The sequence below is a fragment of the Streptomyces sp. NBC_01450 genome (assembly GCF_036227505.1).
In the GTDB taxonomy this organism is placed as follows: Bacteria; Actinomycetota; Actinomycetes; order Streptomycetales; family Streptomycetaceae; genus Streptomyces.
The window spans coordinates 330,689-342,968 of the sequence record NZ_CP109481.1 but is presented as its reverse complement, the minus strand read 5'-3'; the positions used below and the strand labels follow the sequence as shown (position 1 = coordinate 342,968).

Below are 12,280 nucleotides of genomic sequence, written 5' to 3'. Positions count from 1 at the left end.
GCCAGGCGAAACAGGCCGCCCCCGCGTAACTCCGAAAGGTCAGTCATGATCCTCACCAGCTACGACCCCGAACCGGGCGGCGCCGGCAACGTCTACCACGAGATCGAGGGGCACTGGGACGTGGCGCGGCTGGAGGCGGCGCTGCGCACTGTGGTGGCGCGGCATCCGGCGCTGCGCACCACGTTCGCCTCCGACGGGTGCCAGGTGGTGCACGACGACGTACCGGTGCACGTCCGGGTCCGGGACCTGCGGCAACTGCCGCGCCGGGCACGCGACCAGGCGCGGGCCGCCTACCGGGAGCGCGCCTCGCACCGGGTCGCCCCACCGGACCGGGCGCCGTCGGTGCACGTCGAGGTGAGCGTCCTGGCCGACGACCGGATGGTGCTGCACGTCAACCATGACCGGCTGACCATGGACGCTGGCAGCATGTTCCTGTTCTTCCGGGAATGGTGGCGGGCCTACCAGGGCGACGCCCCCACGGAGGCGGAGACCGCGTTCTCCGGCGAGGTCGCGGAACCGAAGGGCCCCCGGGACGACGCCGAGGCCCAGCGCTCCCTGGCCTTCTGGCGCGAACGGCTCGACGACCTCGCGCTCGCCCCCGACCTGCCGCTGGCCCCCAATCCCCCGGTGGCCCGGCCGCGGTTCACGCAGCGTCATGTACGGCTGACCGCCGGGCGCTGGGCCGCGTTCCAGGCGCACGCGCTCCGCCTGGGCATCACGCCGAGTGCGGCGCTGCTGACCGCCTACGGCCAGGTGCTGGCGTACTGGGGCGGCGGCGAGCGGTTCACGATCGCCACGACGGTGGAGCGCACCGCCGGGAGTCTCCTGCCGCCCCGCGGCGCGATCGGCGGCTTCTCGGACGTCCTGCCCGTCGAGGTCGCTATCGACCCGGCGGCCACGTTCGCGCAGCGCTGTGCGCCGGTGCAGCAGCGGATGCGCGCCGCCGCGGAGCACGGGCACGCCTTCGGCGCCGCGTCGCGCCAGGCGGCCGGGTCCGCGGCCGGCACCGCGTACCCGCAGGCGCCGTACGCGTTCACCTCCGCCATCGGGCACGAGCGCTCCGGCCTCGACGGAGCCGCGCTCGAGCTGTTCGGCCGGGAGGTCTTCTCGGTCGGCCAGGCTCCGCGGACCCACCTCGACGTCTTCGCGATGGAGCAGGCGGGCGACTTGGTCGTGCGGGTCGACTCGGCGGACCGGCTGTTCCCGGCCGGGCTTCCGGCCGCCCTGGTCGCCGGCTTCCAGCAGCTGCTGAACCAGCTCTGCGACGCGGCGGGCTGGACGGAGACCACGCACGACCTGCTGCCCGAGGACCAGCGGCGGCGGCGGGCCGAGACCAACGACACCGCGGCGCCGCTGGCCACGCGCATGCTGTGGGAGGACGCCGTCGCACAGGCCGCGGCGCGTCCCGACGCCCCGGCGGTGATCACCACGGGCGGCGTCGTGAGTTACGGCGGACTGCTCCACCGCGCGCAGGGCGCCGCCGCGTGGCTGCGGGAGCGCGGGGTCGGCCGCGGCGACCTGGTCGGGCTGGTCATGCGGCGCGGGCCGGAGCAGATCATCGGCATCCTGGCCTCGTTGCTCGCCGGGGCCGCGTATCTGCCGGTCGACGCGGACCTGCCCGACGAGCGACGCGCGTACCTGCTCCGCGACGGCGGGGCGCGGTGCGTGCTCACCAACGTGCCCGCCAACGTGCCCGGCAGCGGCGCGCGCGGTACGGAGCCGGACACGCTGCTGCTCGACTCGGCGCGGCCGGTGGTGCCCATCGAGCCGGTGGAGCCGGCCGCCGGGGCGACCACCGACGACCTCGCGTACGTGCTCTACACCTCCGGTACCACCGGACAGCCCAAGGGCGTGATGGTCAGTCACCGCAACGCCGCGAACGTGGTCGCCGACTGCACGGCCCGGTTCGGCGTCGACGCCACGGACCGCTTCTTCGGCATCAGCGCGTTCAATTTCGACCTGTCCGTGTACGACGTGTTCGGCGCGCTGTCGGTCGGCGCGGCAATCGTGCTGCCGGACGCGGACCGGGCGGCGGATCCCGCCCACTGGCTGGACCTCTGCGCGGAGCACCGCGTGACGGTGTGGAACTCGGTGCCGGCGATCATGGCGATGCTGAGCGAGGAGGCCGAGTCGGCGCCGGGCCGGATCGGCGCGCTGCGGCTGGTCATGATGAGCGGCGACCGGATCCCGCCGGAGTTCCCCGCAGCGCTCCTCCGGCTCAAGCCCGACCTCGAGGTCGTCTCGCTGGGCGGCCCGACCGAGACGACGATCTGGAACATCCTCCACCCGGTGGACGCCGAGGACGACGGCAGTCGGCCGGTGCCGTACGGGCGGCCGAACCGCAACAACACCGCCCACGTCCGCGGCCCCGAGGGCTGGGACCGACCGGACTGGGTGGCCGGAGAGATCTGGGCCGGTGGCACCGGCGTGGCCCAGGGCTACCACGGCGACCCCGCGCGCACCGCGGACCGCTTCGCGGACGGGCTGTACCGCACCGGTGACCTGGGCCGGTTCCTGCCGGACGGGTCGATCGAGATTCTCGGCCGCAGCGACTTCCAGATCAAGGTCAACGGCTACCGGATCGAGGCGGGCGAGGTCGAGACGCGGCTGACGGCCCTGCCCGAGATCCAGCAGGCCGTCGTGGTCCGACAGGCCGGGACGTACGGCGACCGCCTGGCGGCCCACCTGGTCCCGGCCGGTGCGAACCGCCCCGGACTGGACGAGCTGCGCGGGCGGCTGGCCGTGCACCTGCCCGGCTACATGATCCCGACCCTGGTGGTCTGGCACGACGCGCTGCCGCTCACCCGCAACGGCAAGGTCGACCGCGGCCGGCTCACCGCGATCCAGCCGGAGCCGCCGACACCCGCCGCTCCGGCCGCTCCGGCCGCTCCGGCCGCTCCGGCCGCTCCGGCCGCTCCGGCCGCTCCGGCCGCTCCGGCCGCTCCGGCCACTCCGGCCGCCCCGGTGGTCCCGGTGGTCCCGGCGGAGCCGACGCCAGCGGATGGGCTCCCGGCGGGCGGGTCCGTGGAGGCCGAGCTGGCGGACGTGTGGTCCCGCATCCTGCGCGTGCCCCCGGTCACGCCGGAGACGGACCTGTACGACCTCGGCGCCGACTCGCTGACCGCCATCCGGCTCCTCAGCGAGGTGCGCAAGCGCTTCGGCGTGACCATCCCGCTGGCCCAGGTGCACGAGGTCCGCACCGTGCGCACGATGGCGGCACGCGTGCGATCGGGCGGGTGAGCGGGTAGCCGCCGACGTTCCCGGCCGGCCGGTCGGCCGGGAACGTCGCGCTCGAACGGCTTGTATCGGATCAACCTCGGATCAACTTTGGATCGGAGATGATGTGGGCGACAACGACAACGACAACGACAACGACAACGACAACGACAACGACAACGACATCGACGCGGTCGTGGTCGGCTCCGGCCCGAACGGGCTCGCGGCCGCCCTGGTCCTGGCCGCCGCCGGGCTGCGGGTCCAGGTCCACGAGGCGGCCGACAGCGTGGGCGGCGGCGTCCGCACGCGGGAACTGACCCTGCCGGGATACCGTCACGACGTCTGCTCGGCGGTGCACCCGATGGCCGTCGCGTCCCTGTTCTTCCGCGCCTTCGATCTGGCCTCCCAGGGTGTCCGGATGGCCTGGCCGGAGGCGTCGTACGCCCACCCGCTGGACAGCGGCCGGGCCGCGGTGGCGTGGCGTGACCTGGACCGTACCGCCGCCGGGTTGGGACCGGACGGATCCAGTTGGTCCCGCCTGCTCCGCCCGCTGGTCGATCGGACGGAACCGCTGGTGGAGGCGGCGATGTCCGACCTGCGCGGGATCCGCCCGCAGGTGATGGCCCTCGCACGCCTCGGGCTGCGCGTCACCGAACAGGCGTCGCCGTGGTGGAACGCCCGGTTCCGCGGCGATCTCGCCCCCGCCCTGCTGACGGGCGTCGCGTGCCACTCGATCGCGCCGCCGCGCACGCTCGCCTCGGCCGGCGTGGGCCTCCTCCTCGGGTCGCTCGCCCATTCCGTCGGCTGGCCGCTGCCGATCGGCGGCAGCCAGGCCATCGTCGACGCGATGGTGGGGCAGCTGACCGAGCACGGTGGCCGCATCGTCACCGGCCACCGGGTACGGTCGCTCGACGAACTGCCACCCGCGCGGGCCGTTCTGCTGGACGTCGCACCGGGTGCCCTGCTGGAGATCGCGGGCCCACGACTGCCCGAACGGTACCGCCGTCAACTGCGCGGCTTCCGGCACGGCGGCGCGGCGTGCAAGGTGGACTTCGCCCTGTCCGGTCCGGTGCCGTGGTCCGCACCGGACTGCGCGAAGGCGGGCACCTTGCACCTGGTGGGTTCACGCGCCGAGGCGGTACGGGCGGAGTCCGACGTGGCGGCCGGCCGGCACGCCGAGCGTCCGTTCGTGCTGGCCGTACAACCGGGGGTGGTGGACCCGGGGCGTGCCCCTGCCGGACGGCATGTGCTCTGGACCTACGCCCACGTACCGAACGGGTCCACCAGGGACGTCAGCGAACAGATCAAGCAACAGGTGGAACGGTTCGCCCCCGGCTTCCGGGACCTGATCCTCGCCGAGCACGTCGTCACCGCGGCCGAGCAGGGCCTGCACAACCCCAACTACGTGGGCGGGGACATCTCCGGCGGCGCGACGACCGCCTGGCAACTGGTGATGCGACCGGCCGCCCGCTGGGACCCCTACCGGACACCGCTCCCGGGCGTTTACCTGTGCTCCGCCTCCACCCCACCGGGCCAGGCGGTGCACGGGATGTGCGGAGTGCACGCCGCGCGGCGTGCACTGCGCGACCGCTTCGGCGTGCGGTCGGACCCCTTGCGGCTGGTCGCCGAGGCGTACGGCGGCGGGACGAACACGGCGGCGGCCGACCGGTAGTGACCGGTCGGCTGTGCCTCGGGACCCGCGGGCTGCTGGGAGGCCCTGGCCCCATTCGTCGACCTGGTAGTAGTGAAGCTTCCCTTTGATCGTGGACACCTGGAGACTGGGACCTGAGGTTCCAGAGGAAGTAGCACCAGGTGGGAAGCAAATACACGAAGCGGTACACCGAGGAGTTCAAGCGGGACGCGATCGCGCTCGTCGACTCCTCGGGCAAGACGGTCAGCGCGGTGGCCCGGGAACTCGGCATCAGCTCGGAGTCCCTGCGCGGCTGGTACCGCAAGGCCATGGCCGACCGGGGCGGGGGCCAGAGCGGCGAGCTGACTAGCCTCGCGCTTTCGCGAGTGGGTCTGTCCGAGTCTTGATCAAATAAATGGAGAGTGCAGCTGACCTGCAACGATGGGACTTGTCGAGGGTCCTGTCAGCTGCAAGGAAAGAAGCACTCTCCAGGTGAAGAAGAGTAGCGGGTCGTACCCGCGTGTCCGTGTCGAGGGCGGCGGCCGTGGAGTTGTTGCCCAGGCCGGGGCCGTGCTGCTGGTCGAGACGGTCCGCAGGTCCGCCCTGGACACCGCGATATCCGCGGCGCTGGCGCCGTGGCGCAAGCGGCGGGCCGGGCACGATCCGGGCAAGATCCTGCTGGATGTGGCCCTGGCCGTCGCACTCGGCGGCGACTGTCTGGCCGACGTCGGCATGCTGCGGGCCGAGCCGGCGGTGTTCGGCCCTGTGTCCTCCGATCCGACCGTCTCCCGCCTCGTCGACGCGCTCGCCGCGTCCGGCCCGAAAGCTCTTGCAGCGATCCGCGGCGCACGTTCCGAAGTGCGTCAGCGCGTCTGGGAGTTGGCCGGGGCAAGCAGTCCGGCCGCCGACGGCCAGGTGATCGTGGACATCGACGGCGTGCTGGTCCTCGCCCACTCCGAGAAACAAGACGCCACCGCGACCTGGAAGAAGACCTTCGGCCATCACCCGCTTGTCGCGTTCGTCGACCACGGCCCAGCCGGGTCCGGAGAGCCGGTGGCGGCCCTGCTGCGGCCCGGCAACGCGGGCTCCAAACCGCCGCCGATCACATCGAGACCGCCCAACTCGCCCTGGCCCAGATGCCCCAACGCCTGCGGCGGGGACGGCAGACGCTCGCCTTCGAGGGCGTGCTTGAGACCGGTGCGGGCCGCCATCCGGGCGCCGGCGTCGACCGAGCCCCAGAAGGCGTGCGTGACGATCGCGGCGGCGAGGTCGCGTTCCCGCAGCGTCGCGAGCTCCTTCTGCTCCCGCTCCGACCAGCCTGGCGAGTCGGCGTACGAGCGTGCCGTGCCCAGCCAGTAACCCTCGGGACGCTGCCACGCCTCCATCGGCTCCACAGAGTAGGGAAGCCCCCTGACCAGGGCGGACAGTTCGGCACGTGCCGTGTTGAGGTCCTGCTGCAGCTGAAGCAGATCGCCGGGAAAGTCGTACGTTGTCGCCACGACCCCAACAGTAGTTCGACCCGGCGGCCGCGCTGCCCGTACGACGACGCAGCGGCACCATGTGTCCGGCCGCTTCCGCCGATGACAGCTCAGCGCTGGTCGGGCGGGGCGTCCTGCATGTACCAGCCGTAGGCAGCCATGGACTCCTTCGTCCACTCCATCAGCAGGTGCGCGCCCTCCTTGACGCGACTCTCGTCATGACCGCCATCGTTGGCGAACCACTGGACAAGAAGGCCGGCCGCCGGGCGGTCCACGTCGCCGGTGTCGCACACCGGGCACAGCTCCAGGTGGATCGGCCGCCCGTGTTCGTCGTCCTGCGGCGCCACCCCGCTCATGATGAGATCGCCCCGGCAGCGTGAACACTGCGGCAGCCGGTCGGAGAACTCCAGAAACGCCATGGCCAGCCCCCTTGCTCTGGATGTGGCCCTCCACCCAAAACCCACTGACCTGCGCCGTCAACCCCTCCCGCAGCGGTGAACGGGCCCCCGACCACGGATTCTGTCCACAGGGGAACGGGTGTCTGCTGGATGAATGATCGACAGCGACGACACGCAGCAGCCGGCCCCACGCCGCAACAGGGTCCTGGACGCCCTCAAGCGGGCGGAGCGCAAGGTGTTCACCCGACCCGCGCCGAAATCCGCAAAGGCTCAGGTGGAATTCCTCTACAAGCAGGCCAAGCAGTCCACGAAGGCCCTCGCCGAACAACTGGGCGTCTCGACCCGCACCGTGCAGCGCTACCGCGCCGGACAGCAGACGAAGCCTCAGAAGAGGCTCCAGGCGGCCTTGGTGGAGGAGACTGAATCCCAGTGGCAACCACAGGTCAGAGTCCAGGCGCGGGAGTGCGCGGCTACGACCGGCGGCATGCAGGTGGAGGTCTACGCCTACTTCGGATTCGCCTGCTCCGGAAGCTCGGACGACGGCCGCGAGCGCTACATCAGCACGCCGATCTCACCCACCTACGCGAAGCAGATCCTCCAGATGCAGGAGGCCGGTGCGACGGAGGAGGACCTGCATCCGGTCGTCGCGGACGCCATCACCGAGTCCTATTTCACGGAATGGGGCTCCCGCGCCAAAGGCATCCGAGCGGATTTCACGCACGTGAGGTCGATAGATTTCAAGTTCTGACCACCCGCAATTCAGAGCCTGCTATAAAACGTATTGAGCCAAAGCGCGATAGTTGTCACATAGGCAGGCCTGTTGTCACCTTCGAGGTTGGGCGCCGGACTCGGGGGTGTCGGCCGATGTCCCGTGGCGTTCTGGTTGGCAGATTCGCAGTCTTTCGCGTTCGCGGTGGCTGATTCGCATTGGATCTTGCTTCGATCGTGGGGTTTGAGCCCTGCTCCGCTCGGTTCGCTGCTTCGTGCCTGTCATGTTCGTTTTTGGCAGGAACACCGAGCCGGAGGTGGGGATGGACCTGGGGTTGGTCGATGTCGAATGGGCTGGTGACGGGGGTCTTCGCCGGTCCCCGCTGAGTGCAGTTCACCGGGTGAAGTTCGAGACGGCGGCGCCTGTACGTCGGTTCGCGTCGTACCGCGGGCAGCGGCACTTCCCGGGCTGGTACTGGGCGGCGACGACGTGCTCGCTGGTGGGGTTTGAGTCGTGGCTGGAGCGGGATCGGGTGATGCTGCTCGATCACGATCGACGGGTGGCCGGGCTGTCGTCGCAGCCGTTCCGGGTGTCGTGGCCGGGGGCAACGCGTCTCGTCTCGCATACGCCGGACTACTTCGCCCGGCTGGAGGACGGCTCGGCCGTCGTGATCGACGTCAGGCCGAGGGATCGGGTGGGGCCGCAGGACGCGGAGAAGTTCTCGGCGACCGAGTCGATGTGCCAGGCATTGGATGGCTGGTCGTACGTGCTGGTGCACGAGCCGGACCCTCTAGTGATGGCCAACGTCCGCTGGTTGTCAGGTTATCGCCATCCGTGCTACCGCGTCCCCGGCCCGGCCGGGAGGCTGTTGGACGCCTTCGACGAGCCGCAGCTTCTGGCCGACGGGGCCTGGGACGCGGGCGATCCTCTGGAGGTGCTGTCGACGCTGTTTCACCTGTTGTGGTCCGGCGAGTTGGAGATCGATCTGACTGCCCCGTTGGGGGACGGCGCGCAGGTTGTCCGCGGGGAGGGGACCGATGGGTGAGATCGCTCCTCGCGGAGTGCAGGGAACGCCACGTGCTGGAGGTGATCACGGGACTGCCGCCGGACACCGAGGAGGGAACACCGCCTCAGCCCGAGTACGACCCGGCCTGGCGAACACTGACGGAACGGGAAGCGGCCAAGGTCGCCGAGCTGACGGCGGCTGGGCACCGGACCAGCAGGCGGATGTTCATACGGATGCGTCAGCGTTACGAGGCCGAGGGATTGTGGGGTCTGGTCGACGGTCGGTCCCGCAAACCGCCGGCGGAGGTCGGCAGCACCGGCAGGGTCGACAACCGCGTGGTCGAGGCCCTGACCACGGCTCTGGCCGGACAGCATGACCTGTCGAGCGGTTATCGCAAGCGACTGTGATGGTCCAGACCGAGCAGATCCTGGCCGCTCGGCACGGCGAGGACACGGTGGAGATGCCGACGTTGTCGACGTTTTACCGGTTGGTGAACAGGCTCACCAAGGGCAATGACCCGTCCGGGGCTGCCACCGCCCGACGACAGCGTGCTCTGAGGCCGACGGGACCGTTCACTCCGTCCCTGGCCGTCCGGCCGGGCGAGATCGTGCAGATTGATTCCACCCGCCTGGACATCATGGCCGTGCTCGACGACGGTGTGGTGGCCCGGCCGGAGCTCACTATCGCGGTCGATGTCGCCACCCGCACAATTTGCGCTGCTCTGCTGCGGCCTGCCGGGACCAAGGGAGTCGACGCGGCCGTGCTGCTGGCACGGATGCTGGTCCCGGAGCCCATGCGGCCGGGCTGGAGCCGCACCCTGTGACTTCCTCAACCTGGCCCCAGGTGAGCGTCGCGCCGGCATCATCGGCCGCCGTTGCCGGTCCTGCATGGCCCGACGCAGCTCGGCGGCACCGATGGTGATCACGCTCAACCCCGTTCACCGATACGTGTGTTATCGCCACCGGGCGTGGACACGGACCACCCATGATCTGCCCTTGACACGGCTGCCGGAAGCGCTCCGGGCACAGCATCAACTCGATCGTCTCGCCCGTCGCCACCAGGCCCCGAGCATGGCGAAGGCTCTCGACACCGCCCACAAGGTCGTTGACGAATGGGCGCTACACGCCACCCCGATCAACGTCGGGGACGAGTGGGCCCGACGGCTCAGCCACATCGCCGCAGAACCGGTCAGCCGGGCAGTCCCGACTTCCGATCAACGCCGCCTGGCGGCCTTCCCTGAAACAGTCGTGCTGGCGGAACTTGTCCTCGATCCGCCTGAACACAGCATCGAGCCGAAGGACCTCTACCTGGCGACGACCGCCGAGCTCAGCCGTCGGCTTTCACGGAGTTACACCACACTGGGCATCCAAAACCCTCTCTTCCAGCACCTCTGCAACCCGCAGACCGGCCTCGATGAGAGCCAAACGCACTGAGCGTGACACGACCTCATGAGTCGGCACGGAGCGGGAACATGACGCTCAATCGCGGCAGTCTACGAGTTGCCTCTGCTTCATCCCTGACATTCCAGCGTTCCCCCGCCAACCCCCGGTTGACCACGTGCTCGCCGCGCTGAGCCCGCACCGCGGCATAGAACTCTTCGTGTCGGCGACGGGTGAATCGTGACCCTCTGACGGCGGATCAAAACTGACCCACTTCGTGGTCTTCTGACCAACCTGATCTTGATCGAAGGTCAGGAGAAGAGGGTGATTTCCGTGGAGGACTGGGCAGAGATCCGCAGGCTGCACCGGGCCGAGCAGATGCCGATCCGGGCGATCGCCCGGCAGCTGGGCATCTCGAAGAACACCGTGAAGCGGGCCCTGGCCACCAACCGGCCACCGCTCTACTCCCGGCCGGCGAAGGGTTCGGCGGTCGACACGGTCGAGCCGCAGATCCGGGAGCTTTTGAAGCAGACTCCGACGATGCCCGCGACGGTGATCGCCGAGCGGATCGGCTGGGACCGTGGCATGACCGTCCTCAAGGAACGCGTACGCGAGCTGCGGCCCGCCTATCTGCCCGTCGATCCGGTCTCACGCACCACCTATCAGCCCGGCGAGCTGGCCCAGTGCGACCTGTGGTTCCCACCCGTCGACATCCCGCTCGGATACGGGCAGTCCGGCCGTCCTCCAGTGCTCGTGATGGTCTCGGGATACTCGCGGATCATCGCCGCACGGATGCTGCCCACCCGCACCACCGGCGACCTGATCGACGGCCACTGGAAGCTGCTGACCGGCTGGAACGCGGTCCCGCGGATGCTGGTCTGGGACAACGAGGCCGGCATCGGCCGCGGCAAGGTGACCGGCGACTTCGCCGCATTCGCGGGCCTGCTCGCCACCCGGATCTACCTCTGCCGGCCCCGTGATCCAGAAGCGAAAGGGCTGGTGGAGCGGGCCAACGGTTACCTGGAGACGAGCTTCCTGCCGGGCCGCACCTTCACCGGGCCCGACGACTTCACCACCCAGCTGACCGCCTGGCTGGCCATCGCCAACCGGCGCCAGCACCGCACCCTGGGCGCCCGCCCCGTCGACCGGTGGGAAGCCGACCGGGCCCAGATGCTCACGCTGCCGCCGGTCGACCCGCCGCGCTGGTGGCGTTTCGCCACCCGCATCGGCCGCGACCACTACATCCGCGTCGACACCTGCGACTACTCCGTGCACCCCCTGGCCATCGGCAAGAAAGTCCAGGTCCGCACCGACACCGACGAGGTCGTCGTGACCCTCGCCCCCGGCGGGGCGGAAGTCGCCCGCCATCCACGGTGCTGGGCCAAGCAGCAGACCATCACCGACCCGGTCCATGCCCGCGCCGCCGCCGTTCTGCGCGGCGACTACCGCCACCACCAAGCCTCCCAGGCCCAGGCCGCCCGCCGGCACAACGCCGCCACCGCCAGTGATCTCGTCGAGGTCGAACAACGCCAACTCGACTCCTATGACCGCATGTTCACCCTCATCGAGGGCGGCGGCCAAGCCGATGATCCGGAGGTCTCCTGATGCCCACCACCAAGACCGCCGCCGCGGCGGCGGGGCCCAGGACCGGCCGTCAGACCGCCGCCGACCTGTCCTTCCTGGCCCGGGCGATGAAGGCCCCGGCCCTGCTGGACGCCGCCGAACGCCTGGCCGAACGCGCCCTGAAGGAGACCTGGACCCACACCGAGTTCCTCGTCGCCTGCCTCCAGCGGGAGGTCTCCGCCCGCGAGTCCCACGGCGGCGAGGCCCGCATCCGCACCGCCCGCTTCCCCGCGATCAAGACGATCGAGGAACTCGACATCACCCATCTGCGCGGCATAACGCGCCAACAGCTCGCCCATCTGGGCACGTTGGACTTCATCGCCGCGAAGGACAACGCTGTTTTTCTGGGACCGCCGGGAACCGGGAAGACACACCTGGCGATCGGACTCGCGGTCCGCGCCTGCCAGGCCGGCCACCGGGTCGCGTTCGCCACCGCCGCCGAATGGGTCGACCGCCTGGCCGCCGCCCACCACGCCGGACACCTCCAGACCGAGCTCACCAAACTGTCCCGCTATCCGCTGATCGTGGTCGACGAGGTCGGCTACATCCCCTTCGAAGCCGAGGCCGCGAACCTGTTCTTCCAGCTGGTCTCGAACCGATACGAGAGAGCGAGTGTGATCGTCACGAGCAACAAACCCTTCGGACGCTGGGGCGAGGTCTTCGGCGACGAGACCGTGGCCGCCGCCATGATCGACCGCCTCGTCCACCACGCCGAGGTCCACTCCCTCAAAGGCGACTCCTACCGCATGCGAGGACGCCAACTCGGACGCGTCCCCACCGCCACACACGACACCGACTGAACACCGGCAACCAGACCCGGTGGGTCAGAACTCGACCGCCC

The 12,280-nt window shown here is 70.3% G+C and carries 11 protein-coding genes and 1 pseudogene; 11 read left to right on the top strand and 1 reads right to left on the bottom strand.

What is annotated here, in order from left to right:
- Nucleotides 1-45: 45 nt before the first annotated feature.
- The 4 genes and pseudogenes from OG568_RS49825 to OG568_RS49810 form a co-directional block, all read left to right on the top strand.
- Nucleotides 46-3,240, top strand: coding sequence for an amino acid adenylation domain-containing protein (locus tag OG568_RS49825; protein ID WP_329536756.1), 3,195 nt, complete (start codon nucleotides 46-48; stop codon nucleotides 3,238-3,240).
- 103 nt (nucleotides 3,241-3,343) lie between these two features.
- Nucleotides 3,344-4,888: a phytoene desaturase family protein gene (locus OG568_RS49820; RefSeq protein WP_329536755.1), complete on the top strand. Its 1,545-nt coding sequence runs from the start codon at nucleotides 3,344-3,346 to the stop codon at nucleotides 4,886-4,888.
- Nucleotides 4,889-5,028: 140 nt separating this feature from the next.
- Complete coding sequence (locus tag OG568_RS49815; protein ID WP_329536754.1) at nucleotides 5,029-5,253, top strand: transposase; 225 nt, start codon at nucleotides 5,029-5,031, stop codon at nucleotides 5,251-5,253.
- A gap of 85 nt (nucleotides 5,254-5,338) precedes the next feature.
- Nucleotides 5,339-6,018, top strand: a pseudogene (locus tag OG568_RS49810) (transposase); the annotation flags it as partial.
- A 416-nt stretch (nucleotides 6,019-6,434) separates the two neighbouring features.
- Here the strand turns inward: OG568_RS49810 and OG568_RS49800 are convergent.
- Complete coding sequence (locus OG568_RS49800) at nucleotides 6,435-6,743, bottom strand: DUF6300 family protein (RefSeq protein WP_329536753.1); 309 nt, start codon at nucleotides 6,741-6,743, stop codon at nucleotides 6,435-6,437.
- Between the two features lie 133 nt (nucleotides 6,744-6,876).
- On the opposite strand from OG568_RS49800, the gene tpg reads away from it, so the two are divergent.
- The 7 genes from tpg (at nucleotide 6,877) to istB (ending at nucleotide 12,239) form a co-directional block, all read left to right on the top strand.
- Nucleotides 6,877-7,470, top strand: coding sequence for a telomere-protecting terminal protein Tpg (tpg, locus tag OG568_RS49795; RefSeq protein WP_329536752.1), 594 nt, complete (start codon nucleotides 6,877-6,879; stop codon nucleotides 7,468-7,470).
- A gap of 244 nt (nucleotides 7,471-7,714) precedes the next feature.
- Nucleotides 7,715-8,476 carry a TnsA-like heteromeric transposase endonuclease subunit gene (locus OG568_RS49790; RefSeq protein WP_329536751.1) on the top strand — a complete coding sequence of 254 codons (762 nt, stop codon included), beginning with the start codon at nucleotides 7,715-7,717 and terminating at the stop codon, nucleotides 8,474-8,476.
- Nucleotides 8,473-8,844: a hypothetical protein gene (locus OG568_RS49785; RefSeq protein WP_329536750.1), complete on the top strand. Its 372-nt coding sequence runs from the start codon at nucleotides 8,473-8,475 to the stop codon at nucleotides 8,842-8,844. Before OG568_RS49790 ends, OG568_RS49785 begins: the two co-directional genes overlap by 4 nt.
- Nucleotides 8,841-9,260, top strand: a complete 420-nt coding sequence (locus OG568_RS49780) for a hypothetical protein (protein ID WP_329536749.1) — start codon at nucleotides 8,841-8,843, stop codon at nucleotides 9,258-9,260. The genes OG568_RS49785 and OG568_RS49780 overlap by 4 nt, the downstream gene beginning before the upstream one ends.
- 172 nt (nucleotides 9,261-9,432) lie before the next feature.
- On the top strand, nucleotides 9,433-9,870 hold the full coding sequence (locus OG568_RS49775) for a hypothetical protein (RefSeq protein ID WP_329536747.1): 438 nt from the start codon (nucleotides 9,433-9,435) through the stop codon (nucleotides 9,868-9,870).
- 270 nt (nucleotides 9,871-10,140) lie between these two features.
- The gene (gene istA, locus OG568_RS49770) at nucleotides 10,141-11,421 is read left to right on the top strand and encodes an IS21 family transposase (RefSeq protein WP_329533422.1); all 1,281 of its coding nucleotides are present in this window, start codon (nucleotides 10,141-10,143) and stop codon (nucleotides 11,419-11,421) included.
- A complete protein-coding gene (gene istB, locus OG568_RS49765) occupies nucleotides 11,421-12,239 on the top strand; it encodes an IS21-like element helper ATPase IstB (RefSeq protein ID WP_329533421.1) in 819 nt (272 codons plus the stop codon). Before istA ends, istB begins: the two co-directional genes overlap by 1 nt.
- Nucleotides 12,240-12,280: the final 41 nt, after the last annotated feature.

Bases quoted from the DNA above. Each gene is read 5' to 3' on its own strand.
- OG568_RS49800 (WP_329536753.1), bottom strand. From the start codon at position 6,743: ATGGCGTTTCTGGAGTTCTCCGACCGGCTGCCGCAGTGTTCACGCTGC.
- istB (WP_329533421.1), top strand. From the start codon at position 11,421: ATGCCCACCACCAAGACCGCCGCCGCGGCGGCGGGGCCCAGGACCGGC.
- tpg (WP_329536752.1), top strand. From the start codon at position 6,877: ATGATCGACAGCGACGACACGCAGCAGCCGGCCCCACGCCGCAACAGG.
- OG568_RS49825 (WP_329536756.1), top strand. From the start codon at position 46: ATGATCCTCACCAGCTACGACCCCGAACCGGGCGGCGCCGGCAACGTC.
- OG568_RS49790 (WP_329536751.1), top strand. From the start codon at position 7,715: ATGTTCGTTTTTGGCAGGAACACCGAGCCGGAGGTGGGGATGGACCTG.